Source organism: Aliirhizobium sp. YIM B11859 (genome assembly GCF_057163345.1).
In genome coordinates this window covers 409655-431881 of sequence record NZ_JBXHAY010000003.1, presented here as the reverse complement: position 1 = coordinate 431881, position 22227 = coordinate 409655, and the positions used below count along the sequence as shown (strand labels likewise).

Sequence of the window (22227 nt, the reverse complement as noted above, 5' to 3'; positions counted from 1 at the left end):
CAATCTGTATTTTTCGCCATATCAACCCGTAATTTTAATAAAAACCATTTCTTACAAGCTACCAATCTAAATAATATCATTGCTTCAAAAGTTTGGCGCGCGAATTCTTGTAAACAGCATGATTTCGGATGGCCTTAAATTTGCACAGATCTTTGTGAGATTCAGAAATACAATTACGACAACGAGCCAGACGCTTCTCATCCGTAATTACATACTTCCCTTGACCCACCACCATAATGGCAAATATGTGCGGATCATCACAATACTTGGAATACTTTATCCATGTTGCGTCACTCTCTAGGCTGTCAACTATAGCCTGAACTTCACCTGAAGGAGCGTCTATCCTTCTTCCGCGATCTCTCATCTCCACGAGAAATCGAGCGAGCGCTGGGACTTTAATAATCTCATCCCGATATTTCTTTTGATCAGAATACAGAAAATATACCGACTTTGAGCTTTTAAGCTCTAGAAGAGCACTTCGAAACCAATTTTTCGAGGCTACTGAGACATCCAACAATACTCGAGACATTAAAAGAAAGTCCGCATCAGTTCATTTACTTGAAATTCTCGATAGCTTTCAGGCGGATCAATTAAATTTCCTTCGCGATCAATGGAAATGCTACGAGCGTAATTCCCATCACCCTTGTTTTCACAAAATATTATCTGCGACGGGATAGATTTCCCTTCTTCCCTTAAATCAGCACGAAATCGATCCATTAAATAATCGCTATGGGTTTCAACAAAGTACCACATTTGTTCATCCGCCATATGAAAGATGAACTCACCTAATGCTGCCTGTGCTACGGGATGAAGGTGAAGCTCAGGCTGTTGAAGTAACATTACTACTTCGCTACCAGTAACTTTTCTGAACAAAGAATCCACAAGAACAGGAAGCACTTGAGATATCCCCACTCCAACTTGAGAAATAGCAAAATTCATCCCATGCTTTTTAACAGAAACTACCAAAGGAGAATGCGCAATCTTATTTGACATCTTCTCGACATTTAGCTCTTCGAAAAGCTGGCTTTCCTTCCCAAACTTATTTACTAATTCTACATATTTGGAGTTCTTTAACTTCTTGATATCATGGAGCATAGCCGCGAAATGGGAACCTTTCGGGCTATAGACTCTTTCAAGCGCATAGTAAGGCTCTGGCGTACCCCGCAATGGTCCAATGTGATCAGTTATCCTGTCAATGCAGACACCTACCGAATTAACGAGTGCCTCCTTGAACTCCCTTTTAAGATCCGCGTGAGAAACTACCTCAAACAAAAATGTTGGGCTATTTAACGGATATTTTCCGCCTGCGCTGTCTTTCAACTTAAGGACTTTAAAGTCCGTACCTTCTTCATGAAGACTGTAAATCTGATCTATACTTAAGTCTGACAATACACTCGATGTCTTTATAGATCTACGGTCTCCAGAGGCTCTTAGTGTGAGCCTTCTTTTTCCTGCTATTATCGTGAACCGGAGAATATCTGGCACCATCAAGTCCTTGCGCTTACGCATCGTCAGGACCTTAGTTACCTTGTCCTCTCCACTACCTGCCGTAAATCCAATCGTGACGTCGCTGAATGCGAAATAAGGAGAAAAAAAGTCGTGTTTATCGGACGGTAGGACATCAGGTAGAGTTGGCGTCCCTTCCAACTCGGATGACACTACGTAGTTCACCAATTGTACTAGTGAACTCTTTCCCGAACTATTATCTCCTACCAAAAACGTAACCCCATCGAGATTTATCTCGAGGTCGCGAAACCCTCTATAGTTCTTAGAAAAGATCTTAATATTCAAAGCGTGCCTCAAAGGTTATGAAAAAAAGAGACCATGATTCCCCCTGCAAGTACAACCATCTCTTTATTGCTAGGTATTTAGAGCCTCCGATCATAGCGCATCATCGTTCTCACCCTACCGTCACCAACCCATACCGCTTCATCACCTCGCCCACCTTCACCGGATCCGGCGGACCGCCCACCACAAGCAACGCTGCCAGTTCGCGAAAATAGCCTGGCCCCAGAACGCCCGGGGTCAGCACGCAGAGGCAGGTGGCCGGGTGTTGGGTCCGGTTGACGAACCAGTGCGGCGCGCCGCGCGGGATGAAGAGGGACTGGCCGGGGCCGATATCGGTGTCCCTGCCGTTGAGGCGGAACATCAGCGTGCCGTCGAGGCCGTAGATCGTCTCCTCCCAGCTTTCGTGATAATGTGCCGCCGGCACTTTGGCATTGGGCAGAACCGTCATGCGGAACAGGTCGAGGCTGCCGCCGGCGCCATCCTTGTCCTCCAGGAATTCCAGCGTCAATCCACCGATCAAGATCTCTTCCATCACGCACCCCTTTGTTTGCCCGCCGCATGGCGCACCCTTCCCGCGCCACACTGGATGATCATCCATTCTGCGGCAATCCGGTGTTTTTCGGGGGCACAGTCACCGGATGGGGACGGGTTGCTGGTGGTGATCGAGTCTGCAGGCCAATTAGGGGATCGGCTGTCGGGGATGAAGCCTGCCGCTCTCCTGAAAAATCCAGCCGCGGACCTTGAGGCTAAGATCTTGATTTTTCTTCCTCTCCCGCAAGGCGGGAGAAAGAACGACAGAAGAACTTCATCCCCCTTCATCCCCGCCCTCCCCACCCATGCCTACAATCCACTCGTCCCGCCACGGATACACCGGCAGTCGTGTCGGCGAGGTGGGATCGGTTCCGGGGGTGGAGAGAGGACGTAAATCTCTGCCATCGGGGTTCGCGGAAAATGGTCTCCCTCCGGCGACACGGGGGAAGCGGACAAAGGTTTCGACCGGCCTTTCCGCTTCTGATGCCCGAATGGCGCGCCGGGCGTGCCTGTGCGGCACACAGGGTGGCTTGATGGATGGTTTCGCCGGGCTTTGACAGTCCGTCCGTGACAACGGATAGCCCGGCGGCGGTGAGATGGAGGGTTGGCGGTAAGTCGTTCCGCCCGTGTTTCATCAAGCCAGACGAACACCATCCCGAAAAGCCAAGGCAGAGAGACCGGAGTCGCGGATAAAAACGGCCGAACGGGGCGCTGAGAGGTGCCACTTATAATTTAACTTGCGAGGCAGCTTTCAGCGCCCCGTCCGATCAGACAATGCCTCAAGATCGCCAAGGGGGATCCATGTCCAGTGAAATGCCGCCATTCGATCGCCATATCGCCGCCCGCACCGCCGAGGCGCTGGCGCTGCCGCACATGGTCTGCCGCCATCGCGACTGCCGGCGGGCCCAAAGCTGCAAATGGTATTTCAGGACGACCGGCGAGCCCTGCTGCCTGAGCAGGCTCGACAACCGCCAGCGGGCGCTGTTCGACGATGTTTACCATGCAGCGCATTTCGCCAAGGGGTTCCTCGGCAGCCACAGGCCGTTTTTCGAAACCGTCACCGGACCGAAACGGCGGCTCGACGATCTGGCGATCAACATTGCCCGCAATGTTGCGCATCGCTACAGGCGCGAACAATGGGACCCCGCGCGACGGCAGCGGGAAAAAGAGATGGCGGCGGCAGATAAACGGGCCGATGCGGCCCGGCGTGATGATCGGGTCGGGCATGGCGATCCGGCCGACGGTGGCGATGCCGGCCGGTGAGAGGCGCTGCCGGCGCCTTTCCCCTGCCGCGCTTCAGCCCCGCTTGCGGAAGGGCGGCAGCTGACGCAGGCCGGAGAGGACTTCCACCTCGCCGGCACTTTTCGGCTTGCCGAGCAGAAAACCCTGCAGCTGCTCGATGCCTTCCTCGATCACCATGCGGTGCTGGCCGAAGGTCTCGATGCCTTCGGCAACGACCGGCAGGTTGAGGCTCTTGCCCAGGCCGATCACCGCCTTGACGATGGCGCGGGCGCTTTCGCTTTCCTCCATCTGCCAGATGAAGCTGCGATCGATCTTGATCTTGTCGAAAGGAAAGGTCTGCAGGTTGCTGAGCGACGAATATCCGGTGCCGAAATCGTCGATGACGATATGGACGCCGAGCGCCTTCAGCTTCTGCAGCATGGCAAGCACCGCGTCGCGGTTTTCGAGCAGCGAGGTTTCGGTGATTTCGAGCTCCAGCCGCTGCGGTTCCAGGCCGCTGTCGTGAAGGGCGGCAGCCACCGTGCCGACGAGATCGGGGAAACGGAACTGCACGGCCGAGACATTGACCGCCACCGCCAGCCCGTCATCCCAGGATGCGGCGGTGCGGCAGGCCTCGCGCAAGGCCCATTCGCCGAGCGTGACGATAATGCCGGTCTCTTCGGCGACGGGAATGAATTCTGCCGGCGAGACCTGGCCGAGATCCGGATGGTTCCAGCGCATCAGCGCCTCGTATCCGGTGCAGATGCCGTTCGAGGCGTCAAACAGCGGTTGGAAAACGAGCGACAGCTGGTCGCGCAGGGCGGCGTGGCGCAGCTCGCTTTCGACCAGGCGGCGCTGGCGCAGGTCGGCATCCATGTCCGCCGAATAAAAGGCGGCGGTGCCGCGGCCGTTGAACTTGGCATTGTAGAGCGCCATGTCGGCGGCATTGCGCAGGTCGTCGGCGGTGCGGCCGTCCTCGGGGAAGATCGACACGCCGATCGACACACCGACCGCCTTGGGGTCGAAATTGACGTTCATTTCCTGGCGGAAGGTGTCGAGAATGCGGTCGGCCAGAAGATAGGCGGCGGTCGGCTGGTCGAGGCCGGGCTGGAGGATGATGAACTCGTCGCCGCCGATCCTTGCCGGCGTATCGGCCTCGCCGCTGCAACGACGCAGGATCTCGGCGACCTTGATGAGAACCCGGTCGCCCTCGGCATGGCCGAAGACATCGTTGACCGCCTTGAACCGATCGAGGTCGAGCGCCAGCACCGCCAGCCGCTCATTGGCGCTGTCGGCAAGATCGATCGCCGTTTCCAGCTTTTCGGAAAACAGCGTGCGGTTGGGCAGGTCGGTCAGCGCATCGTGGCGGGCCATATGCTCGACGCGCAGTTCGGCAATGCGCTTTTCGGTCAGATCGCGGACGGCCAGAACCTGGCAGGAGCGGCCGCGATATTCGATCGTGTGGACGGCGACTTCGAGAAAGGTCTGGCGGCCGGGCTTCAGCGGGCTGCTCCGCAGCGGTGCAGCCTCGACGGCACGGCTGCGCTCGACATCGATCAGCGATATGCCGTCGGCCGCCACCATCAGCGCGTCGGGCGAGCGGCCGATGACATCGCGGTCACGCAGGCCGAGCATGGCGGAGAAACGGGCATTGGCCTCGATGATCGTGCCTTCGCGGACAACGGCCAGGCCTTCGAGCGTCGCATTGGCAAAACCGCGAAGGTCGGTCAGGTAACGGTCGAGGAAGCTGGCGGTGACGGCCGACAGCACGATCAGGCCGGTGACGATCGACACCGCCCAGACGGTCCAGATGCGGCCGCTGCCATCGAGCGCTGCCTGCGGCATCGACGGATCGGGCACCAGCTCGGTTGCCGACATGGCGGAAAAATGCAGCAGGCAGATCGATACGACGCCGGCTGCGACCGCCGCCCAGAGGCCGCGACGGCGCTTGCTATGGACAGCCTTGCGGAAACCGACGGTGAAGAGGATGCAGGACAGAAGCACCGCCACCGGGATCATGCCCATCTCGTAATGGATGGAGGCTGCGGCGCGGATCGCCCCGGTGCCGGTGAAATGCATGGCGGCGACCGTCAGGGTTGCCGCGATCCCGGCGAGAATTTCGGCGCGCGGCGTGCCTTCATCGAGGATACGCAGGCTGACCCAGAAGCCGGCTGCGGCAATGGCCGCCGACAGGATCGTGCGGAACAGCTCGAATTCGATGGCGATCGAACCCTCATAGGCCAGCATGGCGACAAAATGGGTGGCCCAGACAGACAGGCCGCCGGTGACCGCCGCGACGGCCAGCCAGAACCGCCGGCGTTTCTCGCTGCATTCCACCGCCCGCCGGTGGATGAGGAAAAAGGCCAGCATGCCGACAATGCAAATGCCGGCGGCGAGTGCGACAAGAGCGCGGTCGTGCTGAACCGCGACGCATTCGATAACCTTGAACATACGACGCTACCACATCCATGCGGCGATTGATTTCACCGTCTAAGCCATGGAACATTACGTGTACGTTATTTAAGAAATATCTAATGCACAATGATGGAAAGGTGTCGCATTCCGGGACGTGCAATTTTCCCCATAAATCCCTGGGGGTTATCCGGCAATACGGGCGGCTGCCTGGTCGGCACCGGTACCGAAATCGACGGCGGCAAAGGCGGCGGTGATGATGTCCGTTCCGGCGCCGGAGCGGGTTGCCTCGGAAGACAGGATCTGGCGGAAACGACGGGCGCCGGCAAACCCCTGAAACAGGCCGACCATGTGGCGGGTGACATGATGAAGGCGACCACCGGAAGCGATCACCTCTTCCGTATAGGCGATCATCGTGTCACGCAGGGCCAGCCAGTCCGGGTCGGACGGAGCGGTGCCAGCCGTGATCGAGCCTTCGAGCATGGCGTCGACACCGGCCAGGATACCGGTATTCTGATAAGCGGCACGGCCGATCATCACACCATCCATCACCGCCAGGTGACTTTTCGCCTGATCGAGATCGGTAATGCCACCATTGATGCCGAGAAAGACATCCGGGTTCTCGCGTTTCATCCGATGGACGAGATCATAGTCGAGCGGCGGAACCTCACGGTTCTCCTTCGGCGACAGTCCCTGCAGCCAGGCCTTGCGGGCATGGATCCAGATGGCGTCAGCCCCTGCCCCGATCATCCTTGCGAGGAAATCCGGCAGGACATCATTCGGCTCCTGGTCGTCGACGCCGATGCGGCACTTGACCGTGACCGGCACGGGCGAAACCTTCTTCATTGCCGAGACGATATCGGCGACATGGCCGGCATCGCGCATCAGGCAGGCGCCGAACGTGCCGGACTGGACCCGGTCGGAAGGGCAGCCGACGTTGAGGCCGATCTCGTCATAACCGTAGTCGGCGGCGATGCGGATCGCCTCGGAGAGCTTGCCGACATCCGAACCGCCGAGCTGCAGCGCAACCGGATGTTCGGCCGGCGAAAAGGACAAAAGCCGCTCGCGCGGTCCATGGATGATCGCGTCGGCGACCACCATTTCGGTATAGAGCAATGCATGCGACGACAGCTGCCGGTGCAGGAATCGGCAATGACGATCCGTCCAGTCGATCATCGGGGCAACTGCGAAGACTTTTTCGCGGTTAAGATATTGATTTTTCATGGTTTTCCACAACTGCACCACGCAGGGCCATGCTATAACACGGCCATTTTGGGCCATTCTCTAACACGTCTAACCATTTGAATCCATTGGAAGTAGATTCCGGGTAATTTCCCAACTGCACCACAACTGCACCATGGATTTCTCCCCAACTGCACCATTTGTCGTGTCTATTCAACTGTTTGTTGAATAGCAGAATCCCAGCGGTGTACACTTGTCGCTGACACCAACAGACGCGGCCGTGAGCCGCCTAGGAAAGGAAAGTGAGCGACGAATTCCGACTGACGGACGAACTGGCATTGGAAGTGTTTTTCAAGCAGATGGCCCACAAACTTGAAGCCTCTGCACGCAAAGGCCGCCGTGGGTGGCAGGACTGTTCTCAAGAATATCTAAGCCAGATGTTGCGCGAACATGTCGAGAAGGGCGACCCGATCGATGTAGCCAACTTCTGCATGATGCTGTCGGCGCTAGGCTACGGCATCACGAACACTCCAGCCGCAATTGGCCTGGAGTTCAAAGCAGTTGCATTTGCTCAAGAGGCCTGCCTGGGCGTCGATGGCGGCTATTTCCCTGTGAAGCACATTATGGACAGCAGCAACAGTTATGTGGTCCCACTCATCCGGCAATCCGATGTCGCTCCGCTGCTCGTTGAGGTTGAGCGACTGGGAACACTTAGCGTGACGAACATCTTGCTCGACATCGTACCAGGCGCCGACGGTATGGGTAGTGAGGTCTATGCGAAATCGGTAGCTGAAGTGATAGAGGCCTTGTCATCCGCATATGAGAAACTAGACACTTGCGAAAGCGACCTGAGCACCCAGATGCACGATCCAGAAAACTCCGGCGCTGTCGTCCAACGGCTGAACCTTCCGGATGAACACGCAGAGCGGACGGTTCACCGTGATGACGAGAGATACGCGGACGGATGGAACGACTGTTTGGACACCGTAAAAAGGCTCAACCCCGAACTGGTTGAACTGCACCAAGCCCAGAAGCGTGAGTAACACCCCACAGCGACATCCCCTCCAGCGGGCAGGTTTTCCGCCACTGCCCGCTAACCCTCAGAAATTCCCCACCACGCACGGCCTCTGGCGACCATCAGTTGAATCTGCACCTGTCGCTTGGCGTCAACTGCACCAAAACTGCACCATCGCAAATTTGAAAATAAATAAACCAATTATTTCAATGACTTAAAAACGAGGCGTCCAGTCGATCATCGGGGCAACGGCGAGGATCTTTTTGCCGGAGGTTGTGGCCTTGTCGTAGAAACTCAATTCACGCGCTCCGCATGGTCATTGCCGCCGGACGCCTTCAAATTCCGGCAATCGAGGCCGGTGGATCGTGGCGCAATCGGCAGTGGGGAATTTCGCTATCTTCGCCGCCGTCGATGCCAAAGGCGAATGTGCGATCGGGCAGCCTGTTGCCAGCGCTATACAGCGCAAGCGCCAAAAAAGAAAGGCCGGGTGCCTGACCCGAGACCCCATGGGGCACCTCAGCGGAGTTTTTTCAAGCCCTCTACATTTCCGAGGAACCCGAATGCCTCCCGCCCGTTGACCGGCGCATCAAATCAACAAGGAACCATCATGTCCCGTGATCTCTCCGCCGATATCGACCGCCTGACCAGCCAGCTCGCCGATCTTCGCTCGGCGTTTGCCAAACAGGCCAGCACCTCGGCGGAAGACGCATCCGCCTATCTTTTGCCCCGTGCCAAACAGGTGGCCCGGCAGTTTCGCCACGGCGGCAACGACCTCACAGACGCCGTGCGCCGCAATCCCGGCACAACGACCGGTGCCGTGGTCGGTGCCCTGGTGGTGACTGCGGCCTTCGCGTTTCTGCTGTCGAAGGCAGGGTCGGATAGGGGCTGACCGAAGTCAGGCGACCAACTGACAGCGGTCCGCAATCGATCTCGAGGCTGGCGAGCGACCCGTCGATTAATCTCAATGCACCGAGGTATCGTCGTCGCCTTCCTCGAGAAAGCTCTTCAGGCCATCCTTTTCGGCGGTGGCAAGGAATTCTTCCCAGGCATCCTTGTCGGTGGCGAAGTTTTCTTCCCAGGTGGTGACGACTTCGGTCTGGCTGATGACTTCCAGAACCCAGTCCTCGTTGGTGCCGGCATTGCGGAAGATATCGACGAGAACGGTGACGCCTTCATCCTCGAATTCACCGGCGAATTCGGAATGTTCGAGTACGGGTTCTTTCGACGGCTTCGGCTTGTCGGATTTCGGCGGCTTGGACATGAATGCGAACCTTCATCTTGCTTCAGGTGATAGTCATTGGCCGGATTTTCCGGCCAAGGCAAGCAGGCTTTCGTGTTCGGGTGCCGAACGGCCAGCGGGGTCGCCAACAGGATTGCTCCAGTACACCGGGACGGCAGCAGGCTTTGAGAAAAATTCTGCGTGAGCCGTACCCGGCTTTTCGAAACAGGCTAGGATTGGGCGCAAAATTGTTGGACAAAGCGTCCAGCATTTCAGCGATTTGAGGATTTTTCCATGCGCGCTACCGTGATACCCGCTCCCGAACCCGTGCTTCTCGATGTCGAGGGCGTGACCGAACAGTTTCCGGTGCGCCGGGTCTATTGCGTCGGCCGCAACTATGCCGACCATGCGATCGAGATGGGGCATGATCCGTCGCGCGAGCCGCCCTTCTTCTTCCAGAAGAACGCCGATAATCTCTATCAGGGCGACACCTTCCCCTACCCGCCGCTTTCCTCCAACGTCCATTTCGAGGTGGAGCTGGTGATGGCGCTTTCGGGCGGCGGTGCGGATATCGCCGAGGCGGATGCGCTCTCCAAGGTTTACGGGTATGGCGTCGGCATCGATTTCACCCGCCGCGACCTGCAGGACCAGATGAAGAAGATGGGCCGTTCCTGGGAAGTGGCCAAGGCGTTTGAAAAATCCGCGCCGGTTTCCACCCTCATCCCTGCCTCGAAGATTGGCCATCCGCAGGACGGCGCGATCTGGCTCGATGTCAATGGCAGCCGCAAGCAGACCGGCGATCTCAACCAGATGATCTGGAAACTGCCGGAGATCATCGCCGAACTCTCCAAGCTGTTCGTGCTGGCCCCCGGCGACGTGATCATGACCGGTACGCCGGCCGGTGTCGGCGCCATCGTCAAGGGCGACATGGTGACCTGCGGCGTCACCGGTGTCGGCGAATTGTCGCTGTCGGTGATCTAAGCCCAAGGGAACGACAGGGAGAGCACGGATGCCAATCTACGCGCTTGGAGACTTCGTACCCTCCCTTCCCGCCCCTGACCGCTACTGGGTGGCGCCGGATGCCAATGTGATCGGCAAGGTTCTGCTCGGCGACGACGTGGGAATCTGGTTCGGCGCGACCTTGCGCGGCGACAACGAGCCGATCACCATCGGGGCGCGCTCCAATATCCAGGAAGGCGTGATGGTGCATACCGATCCCGCCTTCCCCGTTACCATCGGCGACGATTGCACGATCGGCCACCATGCGATCATCCATGGCTGCTCGATCGGCGACAATTCGCTGGTCGGCATGGGGGCGACGATCCTCAACGGGGCGAAGATCGGCAAAAACTGCCTGGTCGGCGCCAATGCGCTGGTGACCGAGGGCAAGGAGTTTCCCGACAATTCGCTGATCGTCGGTTCTCCCGCCAAGGCCATCCGCGTGCTGGACGAGGCGGCAGCGGCACGGCTGAAAGATTCAGCCGCACGTTACGTGGAAAACTGGAAGCGGTTTTCGCGCGATCTCAGACAGATCTAGCCGTCAAGCGGCGCATTTTTCGCAAAGGCCGCGGATTTCGATCGTCGTCTTGGCCGGTTTGAAACCCTTGGATTTCGCCCAGTCCTCCAGCCGGTGATCGACCTGGTGGTCGTGAAATTCGATGACCTGATTGCAGCTTTCGCAAATGGCAAAAGCGACCGTGCCCTGGCCGTGACCATGGGCGCCACCGCAGCATTCATGCTCCCGGTGGGCGCAGGCGACGAAGGCATTGAGGCTTTCCAGCCGGTGGACCATGCCGAATTCGGTGAGCTTGTCGAGCGCCCGATAGACCTGCAGCGGCGCACGGAACCCGTGGTCGCGCAGCTTGTCGAGGATCGTATAGGCGCTCATCGGCCCTTCGGCGCGGTTCAGCGCTTCGAAGACCAGCGTCTGGTTCTTGGTCAGGGCCGGATTGACGATCGGGGCGTTCATCCCTGCACTCCCTTGTTGGCGGGCCGCTCAGTCGTGGTACGGCCGAAGGCGGGTATCAGACTTATGATGAAAAGTAGGAGTGCGGCGACCACGATGGAAGGGCCGGACGGCGTATCATAGGTGAGCGAGCCGAAAAGCCCGCCGATAACGGCGGCCGCACCGATCAGCGAGGCAAAAACCGCCATCCATTCGGGGCTGGCCGAAAAGCGCCTTGCGGTGGCGGCCGGAATGATCAGCAGCGAGGTGATCAGCATGATGCCGACGATCTTCATGGCGATGGCGATGACCAGCGCCATCAACAGCATGAAGAACAGTTTCGTGCGCGCCGGGTTCATGCCTTCGGCTTCGGCCACGTCCTCGCTGACCGTGGAGGCGACAAGCGGTCGCCAGAGGTAAGCGATCGCAGCAACGACCACGGCGCCGCCGCCCCAGATGAGGGCGATGTCGGACGGAGTGACGGCGAGGATATCGCCGAAGAGGAAAGCGATCAGATCGATCCGCACCCAGGTCATGAAGGCGACGAGGACAAGGCCGATTGCCAGCGCCGAATGGGAGAGGATGCCGAGCAGCGCATCGGCCGACAGCGACTGGCGGCGCTGCAAAAGTAGCAGGATCGCCGAGACGAGGACGGCGACGCCGAAGACGGAAATCAGCAGATTGACCTCGAAAAACAGTGACAGAGCCACGCCGAGCAGCGCCGAATGGGCCATCGTATCGCCGAAATAGGCCATGCGCCGCCAGACGACGAAACAGCCGAGCGGGCCGGCGGTCAGCGCTACACCGATGCCGGCGATCAGGGCGCGGATGAAGAAGTCGTCAAGCATGGCGGTGGCCCTCCCCCTCTGTCACCTTGTGGGGATGTGCGTGGTCATGATGATCATGCCCGTGATTGTGATCGCCGTGGGCGTGATCGTGGCTGCCGGCTGGGTGATCGTGGTGATGGCCATCGTCGGGATGGCAATGTTCGGTAATCGAGCCGTCCGAATGGCGCACCCGGCCATCCGGCAGATGGGTGTGGTCGTGGTGGTGGTTGTAGACGGCGAGCGATCGGGCATTGCCGCCGAACAGTTTCGCATAATCCGAACTCTGGCTCACCACTTCCGGCGTGCCGCGGCAGCAGACATGGCCGTTGAGGCAGATCACCGTATCGGTGCCGGCCATGACCATGTGGAGATCATGCGAGATCATCAGGATGCCGCAGCCGGTCGTGTTGCGGATGGTGCGGATGAGATCGTAAAGGGCGGCCTCGCCGGCGAAATCGACGCCCTGGACCGGTTCGTCGAGCACCATCAGGTCGGGCTTGCGGGCGATCGCACGGGCCAGCAGGGCGCGTTGGAATTCACCGCCGGAGAGATGGCGAACTTCGGAATTGACGAGATGCGGAATGCCGGTCGCTTCCAGCGCCTGGGTAATGTCGGCATCCTTCAGCGGACCGGTCAGCGTCATCAGCCGGCGAACGGAAAGCGGCATGGTCCAGTCGATGCCTAATTTCTGCGGCACGTAGCCGATGCGCAGGTTTCTCGCTCGCGTGACCGAACCTTCGTCGGTCTTCAAAACGCCGATCGCCATCTTGGCGGTGGTCGACTTGCCGGCGCCGTTGGGGCCGATCAGGGTGACGACCTCGCCGCGGGCGATATCGAACTCGACGCCGCGCACCAGCCAGCGGCCATCACGGCGGATGCCGGCATTGGAGAGAGAAACCAGGGTTTCCTTCTCGATCGGGCGGTTGTTTGCGGCCGGGGCGGCCCGCTTGCTCATCAGCATCCTGGTTCAAAATTCCTGTTACCGGCCCTCTTGCCGACCGTCTTGGCACACGTTATAGCATAACGCAATTGATGTAATAACATTACATCTCTAAACAAGGAAGAATGCCATGAAATTTGCCGCCGCCCTCCTCCTCTCCTCGGCTGCGATGATTGCCGCGCCAAGCGCCTTTGCGGCCACGCCGAATGTCGTTGTGTCGATCAAGCCGATCCATTCGCTGGTCGCCTCGGTGATGAAGGGTGTTGCCGAGCCGAAGCTGATCGTCGAGGGCGCGGCCTCGCCGCATACCTACAACATGAAGCCCTCGAATGCGGCGGCGTTGCAGAATGCCGACCTGATCTTCTGGATCGGCCATGGCATGGAGGCCTTCCTCGAAAAGCCGCTCGAGGCTTTGGGTTCCAAAGCGACCGTGGTGACGCTGGAAGAGGCACCGGGCCTGACCAAGATCAAGTTCCGCGAAGGCGGCGTGTTCGAGCCGGAAGCAGAGGAAGAAGACCACGACCATGCCGCCGGTGCCGAAGAAGCACATGACGACGGCGACCACGATCACGAGGGCAATGACGTTCACCTGTGGCTCGATCCGATGAACGCCAAGGCGATGACGGCCGAGATCGAAAAGCAGCTGGTGCAGGCCGATGCGGAACATGCCGCTACCTACCAGAAGAATGCCGCCGAACTGATGGGCAAGCTCGATGCGCTGGATGCCGAACTGAAGACCGAGCTGTCACCGATCAAGGAAAAGCCTTTCATCGTTTTCCACGATGCCTATCAGTATTTCGAGCATCGTTACGGGGTGAAGGTGGCCGGTTCGATCACCGTCAGCCCCGAAACCATGCCGGGTGCGGAACGGGTCAAGGAAATCCACCAGAAGGTCGAGGATCTGGGTGCAACCTGCGTCTTCGCCGAACCGCAATTCGAGCCGAAACTGGTGAAAGTAGTAAGCGAAGGCAGCAAGGCGAAATCCGGCGTACTCGACCCGGAAGCCGGCGCGCTGACGGAAGGTCCGGATCTCTATTTCACCATGATGCGCGGTATCGCAACCTCGCTGGTCACCTGCCTCAAATAATCGAGGACAGGAAAATGGCGCGCGGCGGGATCGCGGCGCGCCATGACGGCAACCGGACAAACGAAAGACGGCGGAGATCGGTTGCGATCTCCGCCGTTTTCATGAGCCGGCTTAATCTCGGCCTGCCGCCCGGCTTATTGGGCAGCGATGATGCTGGAAATGACGCCGGTGGCGATGCCGATCATCAGGTAATCGTTATCGACCTTCACCCACTTGTAGCCGCGCGGCGGAGCCGACAGGCGGTAACGGCGATAGTCGCGAACGTCGGCCATGCGGCGGCGCTCGGCGGCACTCGCACGATGGCCCTTCGACCAGCGCTGCTTGTGGACGACAATCTTCTTGTCGACGTGAACCGTCTTGTTGACACGCTTGTCGACGTTTTTGTCGACGCGACGCTCGACATGGCGGCCGTTATCCTGGCGCCAATCCTGGGCCTGGGCAGCGGTGGTTGCGATCGGGCCGGCCAGAATGGTGGCGGCGACAAGGGCGATGGCGAACTTCTTCATGACTTGATCCTCGCGTTGAACACACCCTGAAACTAGGGCGGGCGCGATGAATGCCATATGAATGTCGGATTAAATATCCGTAACGAATTTATGTACTTGCGGTAACCTTCTCACGACGAAAATTAACACCTCCGCAAGACCTTCGACATCTCAGATGCGAATCGCCTCATAGGCGAAACGGCTGAAATCCGCAGACCTCGCCCTGCCGGACGTGTCGAAGGCGAACATGCCGGCAAAGGCGCCGGTAAACGAACCGTATTCGCCGCGGCCACCTTCGTCGGAGATGACGCTCGCATCGAGAACCGGGCCGATCGGCTGCCAGTCATTGCCGCCTTTTGGCCGCCATGAAAATTGCAGGTCGTTGCCATGGATCTCCATTGCAAGCTCGACGGCGCCATCGGGGATGGCGGTGCCGCTGCCGGCCGGAAACTGCAAACGCCCATGCGGGAAATCGCCGGGGCAGGAAAAGATCGTCACCACGCGGCCGAGCTTTTCATGCAGGGTCACGACGAGAGCGTGGAACTTGTGGCGGTTGTAATAATGGGTCAGGCCGCAGGCCTGCTGGTAAGTATCCGGCTCGAAGGTCTCCACCGTGGTTTCGGCGCGAAATTTATGGTGCTCCTGGCGACGGGCGACAAGCGCCTGCTCGAACCATGAGCCGATGCTTTCGCGACCGATCAGGCGCAGGCAACCCGGCCGGTTGGCGAGGCTGAATATGCGCGCCGGCTCGGGCGTGCGCAGCCATTGGAAATCGATCGGAAGAACGGCGTCATCGAATGTGTAATCGATGCGGGCCGGTCTTGGGTCCGGTTCGATATCGGCAGGGGCTGGAACGTCGACGGCCGGCACCACGCCGCCCTCGGCCAGATAAAGCCAGTCGTCATCCCTCCAGACACATTTCTGCAGGCCCGTTTCACGGCCAAGCGGCGAGCGGCGATTGGGTGCCAAAGGCCGGCTGCAGAGATGGGTGTGATAAACGTCACCATCCGGTGTCTCGACATATTGGCCATGCCCTGCCCGCTGCAAGACGGCTTCCGGATTGTCCTTCGAGGTGATGAGATGGGTATCGGGATGCAGCTGATACTGGCCGTCGATGGTGCGGGATCGCGCCATCGTCACCGCATGGTCGTAACCGGTGCCGCCTTCGGCCGTGGTCAGATAATACCAGCCGTTGCGTTTGAAGAGATGCGGCGCCTCGACGAGGCCGAGCGGGCTGCCGGGGAATATGTTGGTGATCGGGCCTTTCAGCGATCCTGCCTCATGATCCCATTCCTGCAGCAGGATGCCATCGAAGGCCGGATGTTTCGGCGCGCCGCCGTAACTTTCGGTGCGGTGGTTCCACTGCATATTGACGAACCATTTGCGGCGGTCATCGTCATGGAACAGCGAGGGATCGAAGCCGGAAGAATTGACATAGACGGGATCGGACCAGTCGCCCTCGATCGTCGGTGACGTGACGATGTAGTTATGGGCGTCCTTGAAATTGCCGTCGTAACGCTTGACGTCGGTATAGACGAGAAAGAACAGGCCATCGGCAAAAGACAGGCACGGCGCCCAGACGCCGCAGCTGTCAGGATTGCCGCGCATGTCGAGCTGGGCTTTTCGTTCCAGCGGGCGGCGGATCAGCGTCCAGTTGACCAGATCGCGGGAATGGTGGATCTGCACACCCGGATACCATTCGAAGGTCGAGGTGGCGATGTAATAATCCTCGCCGACGCGGCAGATGGACGGATCGGCATTGAAGCCCGGCAGAATCGGGTTGCGGATCATGGATGTGGTCTCCTCCCAGAGAAATGTGGAGGCGGCTCCTCCACCGCCTGTCGGCATATGTGTTTCGGCGTTAGCAACCGGAGCTGCCCCTCATCCGCCTGCCGGCACCTTCTCCCCGCTTGCGGGGAGAAGGACACAAGCCGGACCCTTTCCTCCCCTCGTCAACATTTCGCAGGGCACGTCCCCTCGCCCCGTTTACGGGGAGAGGGTTAGGGTGAGGGGCAGATGCCTGGACCAACGTGAGGACAAATGCTCGCGCGGAGACGGCGGTCTACTTGCTCCTTGCTGGCCCTTCCCGCTCGGCAGACGCCGCCCAGATGTTGATGTCGGCTTCGCGGGCATACCCGTCGATCTCGGCCAATTCGTCTGCGGTGAAATCGCGCTTTTCCAGCGCCTTGACGCAATCCTCGACCTGTTCGGGGCGGCTTGCGCCGATCAGCGCGGTCGTCACATGGTCGCCGCGCAATACCCAGGCGAGCGCCATCTGCGCAAGTGTCTGGCCGCGGCGTTCGGCAATCGCGTTGAGGCCTTTGAGGTTCTCGATATTCTTGTCGTTGAGGAAGGCCGGGCGCAGCGATTTGCCCTGGGCGGCGCGGCTGTCATCGGGAATGCCGCCGAGATATTTGGACGTCAGCATGCCCTGCGCCAGCGGCGAAAAGACAATCGAGCCGATGCCGAGATCTTCGAGCGTATCGAGCAGTCCATCCTCCTCGACCCAGCGGTTGATCATCGAATAACTCGGCTGGTGGATGAGGACCGGCGTGCCCATGGCCTTGAGGATCTCGACGGCCTCGCGGGTGCGCTTGGAATTGTAGGACGAGAGACCGACGTAAAGCGCCCTGCCCGAGCGGACGATATGGTCCAGCGCACCGCAGGTTTCCTCGAGCGGCGTGTCGGGGTCGAAACGGTGCGAATAGAATATATCGACATAATCGAGGCCCATGCGCTTGAGGCTCTGGTCGCAGGAGGCGATCAGGTATTTACGGCTGCCCCATTCGCCATATGGCCCCGGCCACATGTTGTAGCCGGCTTTCGACGAGATGATCAGTTCGTCGCGAAGGCCATGAAATTCCTCGCGCAGGATCTGGCCGAAGGCGAGTTCGGCAGAGCCCGGTTTCGGGCCGTAATTGTTGGCGAGATCGAAATGGGTAATGCCGAGGTCGAAGGCCTTCTTGCAGATATCGACCTTGCGCTGATGCGGCGTGTCGTCGCCGAAATTGTGCCAGAGGCCGAGCGAGATTGCCGGCAGCTTGAGGCCGGAACGGCCGCAGCGGTTATAGGTCATGTTGTCGTAGCGGTTTTCCGCCGGGAGCCAAGCCATATTGAAAAGTCCTCCAAATAAACCGGCGCCGAACCTCTCTTCGGCGCCGGGAAACAGTTCTAGCGCCTCACGCCAGAAGTGCCAGCGCTTCCTCGATGCCAAGTGCCGCAGGCTTGGTGCAGGTGGTGGTGGTGGCGATGAACTTGCCTTCGGCACCGGATTTGAGGATCGAGGTCATCACATCGACACCATGCAGCGCGCGGTCGATCGAGCAGCGGATATCGCGGCCCTCAATCAGCGCCATCGCCATGTCGGCAAGCCCGGCCGTGCGATAATTGGCGCGCGGTCCCTGCGGGTGTTCCTGGTTCGCCTTGCCGAAGGGGTGATCCCAGTCCTTCAGCGGCTTGATGTCCTTGTCACGGCCGCTGGCCTCGACCACGCCACCGAAGAAGTTCGGGTCGGGAACGTAGATCGAGCCTTCGGTGCCATAGAGTTCCATATTGGCATGGCGATGCGACCAGACATCCCAGCTGGCAGACAGCGTGATCGTCGCGCCCTCGGCAAATTCCAGAAGCGCCTGGATATTGGTCGGCGTTTCGACCGGGATGACCGTGCCCTTCAGCGGCTCACTGGTGATGGTGCGGGTCGGGTTCGCCATCGATGTGAGTGCTGCAACGCGCTTTACCGGGCCGAGGAAATTGATCAGGTTGGCGATATAATAGGGCCCGAGGTCGAGGATCGGGCCGCCGCCGTTCAGGAAAAAGAAGCCCGGGTTGGGGTGCCACATTTCCATGCCGGGGCTCATCACGTGGCAGGTTCCGGAAGTGATGCGCCCGACACCGCCGCCATCGATATAGGCACGCGCGAGCTGGTGGGCGCCGCCGAGGAAGGTATCAGGGGCGCAGCCGACCGCGAGCCCCTTCGACTTTGCCAGGGCCTGCAGCTCCTTGCCCTCCTCCAGCGTCACCGTCAGCGGCTTTTCCGAATAGACATGTTTGCCGGCTTCGAGGATCGCCCTCGATACGGTGAAATGCGCATCGGGAATGGTCAGGTTGACGATAACGTCGATCTCGTCATTGGCGAGCAATTCCTCGACCGTCTGTGCCTTGACGCCATACTCCTTGGCTTTCGCCTTGGCAGCATCGAGATTGAGGTCGGCGCAGGCGAGCACCTTGATTCCCTTGAACAAAGGAGAGAGCGAGAAATAGGTGGTGGAAATGTTGCCGCATCCGAGGATGCCGACGCCAAGTTCCTTGGTCATGTTGAAACTCCGAATGAATATATGGGCTCAATAGGTCTTGAAGGCTGCGATGGAGCGCGACGCGAGACGATCGATATCCTTCGGGTTGTCGTGCTCCAGCACATAATATTTCGCAGATGTCCTGTTCCTCAAGGCGACCATGAGATCCTTCCACGCAACTGTGCCCTGGCCGACATCGGCCCAACCATCCTCGTCGGTGTTTTCACCGGCAGGCGCAATGTCCTTGACGTGGACGGCGGTAATCTTGCGACCATAACTTTCGATCCAGGCGAAGGGATCGGCACCGCCGCGGATGACCCAGGCGATATCCGCCTCCCAGGTCAGATCCGGCCCGCCGGCAAAGATCTGTTCCTGCGGGGTGGAGCCATCGGCGAGCGTCTTGAACTCGAAATCATGATTGTGCCAACCGAATGTATAACCGGCATCCTGATAACGCTTGCCGACTTCACCGAGCCGCTTGCCGAAGGCGAACCAGCCGCTGGCGTCGGTCGGTCGCTGTTCGACGACCAGATGCGGGCAATAGATCGCATCGACGCCCAGGGTTTTGGCGATCAGCAGCGCCTGTTCCGGCTCTTTTTCGAGAAGATCGATGCCGAAATGGCCTGTCGGCATGGAAAGCCCGTTGGCATCGAGTTCGGCGCGCATGGCTTTGAGGGCCGCCTCGTCAAGCGTGGCATACATCGCGCCGTAACCTTCCACATGGCTGTAGCCGTTTTTCGCCACGAGCTTCAGCACATCGGAGAGCGGCGGGAAATTGCGGGCGCTGTAAAGCTGGAAACCAAAATTCGTCATGTCATCCTCCTTGAAATGAAAGGTCAGCCCGCGGACTGGCAGGACTGAAGGTCGTAGATGCGGAAAACCGGCGGGGAGCCTGGCGGACTTGCCGCCGGCTCGCTCGGGGTGAAGCGAACCTTTCGGTTTTCGCCGGCGGCAAGATCGAAAGCGTTGTCGGAATAACGGCCGGGCGTGTCGCTCTCGATCGTAACGAAGAGTGCGAGGCCGGCGGACTGGATGAGGATATCGAAAGCGCCGTCGGCAGCCGACGAAACCCATAAGTCGAGACCGGACGGCTGGAGTTCCAGCACCTTGTAGCTTTCCATCACATGATGCCCCTCACCACCCGATCCATTCGAGGCGGTAAAACTCCAGGCGAGAAGGTTTTCGCTCGGGATACTGTCTGCGGGGATGGTCACTACAGTCACCGCAGCATCGGGCGAGCAGACGGCGTCGATGCTCCGGAGCGAGCGGCGTTCTCCCGTTAGACTGAGGGTCGAGATGTTGAGCGTGACGGTGACGTCTTCGAATGTGTCGTTGACCAGCGAGAAGCGGATCTCCCTGCCATCTTGCGAGGGGATGGCGGCGATCGCGACCGGCTGGAAGAAACGGCGTGCCATGTAATGCAGGACTTTCCAGCCGCCGCCGTAATCGAGACTTGCCCAGGAGGCGACCGGCCAGGTGTCGTTGAGCTGCCAGTAGAGCGTGCCCATGCAATGGGGTTTGAGCGAACGCCAGTAATCGACCGCCGTCCTGATCGCCACGCCCTGCTGGACCTGACTCAGATAGACGAAATTGGCAAAGTCCTTCGGAAAGCGGAAATTGCGGAACATGGTGGCAGCGATCCGCTCGTTGCCGCCGACATTGCGCTGGTGATGTTCCATTACCGGAGAGGCGATGTTCAAATCCTTTTCCGCCGCATAGGTTTGGATCACCGGCAGCGACGTATAGGACTGGAAACCGAATTCGGAGCAGAAGCGCGGTTTGACGTCGCGGTAATGTTCGAACGACCTGTTCTCGTGCCAGACGGACCAGAAATGCATGTCGCCGGAGCCATCGGCGTGCCAGGCATCCCCGTAATCGAGATAACCGGAGGCAGGGCTCGACGGCCACCAGATCGCCTGGGGCACGGCCTTTTTCATCGTCCGCTCGATCGTGTGGTTGAGGCGATCATAGGAAACGAGATAGCGGTCGCGGTTGGTACGGGTCTCCTCGTACCAGCCGAGCGCGCCGACCAGTTCGTTGTCGCCGCACCAGAGCACGATCGAGGGATGCGAGATTAGTCGCTTCGTCTGGTACTCAACCTCGTGTTCGACATTTTCGAGGAAGTCGGGTGTCGAGGGGTAGATGTTGCAGGCGAACTGGAAATCCTGCCAGACCATCAGGCCGAGACGGTCGCAGAGGTCGTAGAAATGATCGTCCTCGTAAAAACCACCACCCCAGATGCGGATCATGTTCATGTTGGCATCGACGGCGGATTGCAAAAGGTCTGCCGTCTTTTCGGGACTGGTGAGCGAGAAAAGCGCGTCGGCGGGAATCCAGTTGGCACCGCGGCAGAAAATCTCGCGACCGTTGATGCGGAAGGCGAAACGGCTGCCGGTCTCGTCCTTGTCGGTCAGGAGTTCGACGGTGCGCAGGCCGATCTGCCGGGTGATCGTTTCGGACGGCGTTTCGACGGTGAGCGGATAAAGCGCCTGCGCGCCGGAGCCTGCCGGCCACCAGAGGTTTGGTTTCTCGACATGGAAGACATGGGTGACGGTGTTTTCACCGGGACGCATGCCGCAGTCGAGGCGAAGACGATCATCACCGAATGCCAGATGAACAGGGATCACGCCCTGGCCATCGGCATAGAAGGAGACCGTGACATGGAGATCGACGGACCCGTCGTGATGATGTCTCTGCTCGGTGACGACATGTTCGATACGGGCGATATCGAGCCGCTTCAGGGCGATCTCGCCATAAAGGCCGAGGGGGGCGACTGCAAGGTTCCAGTCCCAGCCGAAATGGCATTGCGGCTTGCGCAGCATGTTGCCGTCCGGGATCGGGCAGTTTTTCGAAAACGGGATGTAGAAGGGTTGGCGGGCCTGACGCTCCGCGCCGGCTGCGATATTCGAATGGAAAAGGATGCGGATGGTGTTTTCACCCGGCTTCAGCGCGGCCGAGACATCCGGCCGGTAGCGGCGAAAGCAGTTGTCGGCGGAAAGCACCGGCACATCGTTGACGAAGACGATCGCCACCGTGTCGAGATAGGTAATGTCTAGATACCAGGAGCCTTCGGGATCATCGATAAAGACGCTGCGTTCGATCTGCCAGTCGCGATGGGCGACCCATTGGACGTCGTTTTCGTTGCGGCCGAGATAGGGATCGGGAATGATGCCGGCGAGTTTCAGTGCGGTGTGGATGTCGCCTGGGATGGCGATGGCGGTGGCGTGCGGGCTGTCGGGGGATGTAAGATGCCATTGGCCAGCGAGCGGGATGGTGGTCATAA

At 59.2% G+C, this 22227-nt stretch carries 20 protein-coding genes; 6 read left to right on the top strand and 14 right to left on the bottom strand.

Annotation, left to right across the window (positions count from 1 at the left end; genetic code table 11):
• Nucleotides 1–528 precede the first annotated feature (528 nt).
• Both AC2GXZ_RS14370 and AC2GXZ_RS14365 read right to left on the bottom strand, forming a co-directional pair.
• Nucleotides 529–1791 carry an AAA family ATPase gene (locus AC2GXZ_RS14370; RefSeq protein WP_483759842.1) on the bottom strand — a complete coding sequence of 421 codons (1263 nt, stop codon included), beginning with the start codon at nt 1789–1791 and terminating at the stop codon, nt 529–531.
• Between the two features lie 109 nt (nt 1792–1900).
• The gene (locus AC2GXZ_RS14365) at nt 1901–2320 is read right to left on the bottom strand and encodes a cupin domain-containing protein (protein WP_483759841.1); all 420 of its coding nucleotides are present in this window, start codon (nt 2318–2320) and stop codon (nt 1901–1903) included.
• Between the two features lie 800 nt (nt 2321–3120).
• Between AC2GXZ_RS14365 and AC2GXZ_RS14360 the strand changes: the two genes are divergently transcribed.
• Nucleotides 3121–3582, top strand: coding sequence for a hypothetical protein (locus tag AC2GXZ_RS14360; RefSeq protein WP_483759840.1), 462 nt, complete (start codon nt 3121–3123; stop codon nt 3580–3582).
• A 33-nt stretch (nt 3583–3615) separates the two neighbouring features.
• Here AC2GXZ_RS14360 and AC2GXZ_RS14355 read toward each other — a convergent pair whose 3' ends face one another.
• Nucleotides 3616–5991, bottom strand: a complete 2376-nt coding sequence (locus AC2GXZ_RS14355; RefSeq protein ID WP_483759839.1) for a bifunctional diguanylate cyclase/phosphodiesterase — start codon at nt 5989–5991, stop codon at nt 3616–3618.
• 147 nt (nt 5992–6138) lie between these two features.
• The gene (gene dusA, locus AC2GXZ_RS14350) at nt 6139–7176 is read right to left on the bottom strand and encodes a tRNA dihydrouridine(20/20a) synthase DusA (protein ID WP_483759838.1); all 1038 of its coding nucleotides are present in this window, start codon (nt 7174–7176) and stop codon (nt 6139–6141) included.
• 260 nt (nt 7177–7436) lie between these two features.
• On the opposite strand from dusA, the gene AC2GXZ_RS14345 reads away from it, so the two are divergent.
• Both AC2GXZ_RS14345 and AC2GXZ_RS14340 read left to right on the top strand, forming a co-directional pair.
• Nucleotides 7437–8177 carry a hypothetical protein gene (locus tag AC2GXZ_RS14345; protein ID WP_483759837.1) on the top strand — a complete coding sequence of 247 codons (741 nt, stop codon included), beginning with the start codon at nt 7437–7439 and terminating at the stop codon, nt 8175–8177.
• 579 nt (nt 8178–8756) lie between these two features.
• On the top strand, nt 8757–9038 hold the full coding sequence (locus tag AC2GXZ_RS14340) for a baseplate tail-tube junction protein (protein ID WP_483759836.1): 282 nt from the start codon (nt 8757–8759) through the stop codon (nt 9036–9038).
• A 72-nt stretch (nt 9039–9110) separates the two neighbouring features.
• On the opposite strand, the gene AC2GXZ_RS14335 is transcribed toward AC2GXZ_RS14340, so the two are convergent.
• On the bottom strand, nt 9111–9410 hold the full coding sequence (locus tag AC2GXZ_RS14335; protein ID WP_483759835.1) for a hypothetical protein: 300 nt from the start codon (nt 9408–9410) through the stop codon (nt 9111–9113).
• A 252-nt stretch (nt 9411–9662) separates the two neighbouring features.
• Here AC2GXZ_RS14335 and AC2GXZ_RS14330 point away from each other — a divergent pair, with 252 nt between their 5' ends.
• Both AC2GXZ_RS14330 and AC2GXZ_RS14325 read left to right on the top strand, forming a co-directional pair.
• Complete coding sequence (locus tag AC2GXZ_RS14330) at nt 9663–10349, top strand: fumarylacetoacetate hydrolase family protein (protein ID WP_483759834.1); 687 nt, start codon at nt 9663–9665, stop codon at nt 10347–10349.
• A 28-nt stretch (nt 10350–10377) separates the two neighbouring features.
• Nucleotides 10378–10905: a gamma carbonic anhydrase family protein gene (locus tag AC2GXZ_RS14325; RefSeq protein ID WP_483759833.1), complete on the top strand. Its 528-nt coding sequence runs from the start codon at nt 10378–10380 to the stop codon at nt 10903–10905.
• A 3-nt stretch (nt 10906–10908) separates the two neighbouring features.
• Here AC2GXZ_RS14325 and AC2GXZ_RS14320 read toward each other — a convergent pair whose 3' ends face one another.
• From AC2GXZ_RS14320 to AC2GXZ_RS14310, 3 genes are read right to left on the bottom strand one after another with little or no spacing between them, the layout of a single operon-like run.
• Nucleotides 10909–11337 (bottom strand): Fur family transcriptional regulator, encoded by a 429-nt coding sequence (locus AC2GXZ_RS14320; protein WP_483759832.1) that lies wholly within the window; start codon nt 11335–11337, stop codon nt 10909–10911.
• Nucleotides 11334–12161: a zinc ABC transporter permease subunit ZnuB gene (gene znuB / locus AC2GXZ_RS14315; protein WP_483759831.1), complete on the bottom strand. Its 828-nt coding sequence runs from the start codon at nt 12159–12161 to the stop codon at nt 11334–11336. The genes AC2GXZ_RS14320 and znuB overlap by 4 nt, the downstream gene beginning before the upstream one ends.
• Nucleotides 12154–13101, bottom strand: a complete 948-nt coding sequence (locus AC2GXZ_RS14310; RefSeq protein WP_483759830.1) for an ATP-binding cassette domain-containing protein — start codon at nt 13099–13101, stop codon at nt 12154–12156. The genes znuB and AC2GXZ_RS14310 overlap by 8 nt, the downstream gene beginning before the upstream one ends.
• Before the next feature lie 109 nt (nt 13102–13210).
• Here AC2GXZ_RS14310 and AC2GXZ_RS14305 point away from each other — a divergent pair, with 109 nt between their 5' ends.
• The gene (locus AC2GXZ_RS14305) at nt 13211–14167 is read left to right on the top strand and encodes a zinc ABC transporter substrate-binding protein (RefSeq protein WP_483759829.1); all 957 of its coding nucleotides are present in this window, start codon (nt 13211–13213) and stop codon (nt 14165–14167) included.
• Nucleotides 14168–14301: 134 nt separating this feature from the next.
• On the opposite strand, the gene AC2GXZ_RS14300 is transcribed toward AC2GXZ_RS14305, so the two are convergent.
• The 6 genes from AC2GXZ_RS14300 to AC2GXZ_RS14275 all read right to left on the bottom strand — a co-directional run bounded on the left by AC2GXZ_RS14300 (nt 14302) and on the right by AC2GXZ_RS14275 (nt 22225).
• Nucleotides 14302–14673, bottom strand: coding sequence for an RcnB family protein (locus AC2GXZ_RS14300; protein ID WP_483759828.1), 372 nt, complete (start codon nt 14671–14673; stop codon nt 14302–14304).
• Between the two features lie 150 nt (nt 14674–14823).
• On the bottom strand, nt 14824–16443 hold the full coding sequence (locus AC2GXZ_RS14295; protein ID WP_483759827.1) for a glycoside hydrolase family 43 protein: 1620 nt from the start codon (nt 16441–16443) through the stop codon (nt 14824–14826).
• A 271-nt stretch (nt 16444–16714) separates the two neighbouring features.
• Entirely contained in the window at nt 16715–17764 is a 1050-nt protein-coding gene (mgrA, locus tag AC2GXZ_RS14290) for an L-glyceraldehyde 3-phosphate reductase (RefSeq protein ID WP_483759826.1), read from the bottom strand.
• Nucleotides 17765–17831: 67 nt separating this feature from the next.
• Complete coding sequence (locus tag AC2GXZ_RS14285; protein WP_483759825.1) at nt 17832–18965, bottom strand: Gfo/Idh/MocA family protein; 1134 nt, start codon at nt 18963–18965, stop codon at nt 17832–17834.
• A 27-nt stretch (nt 18966–18992) separates the two neighbouring features.
• A complete protein-coding gene (locus tag AC2GXZ_RS14280; RefSeq protein WP_483759824.1) occupies nt 18993–19757 on the bottom strand; it encodes a sugar phosphate isomerase/epimerase family protein in 765 nt (254 codons plus the stop codon).
• A gap of 23 nt (nt 19758–19780) precedes the next feature.
• Nucleotides 19781–22225: a beta-mannosidase gene (locus tag AC2GXZ_RS14275; RefSeq protein ID WP_483759823.1), complete on the bottom strand. Its 2445-nt coding sequence runs from the start codon at nt 22223–22225 to the stop codon at nt 19781–19783.
• Nucleotides 22226–22227: the final 2 nt, after the last annotated feature.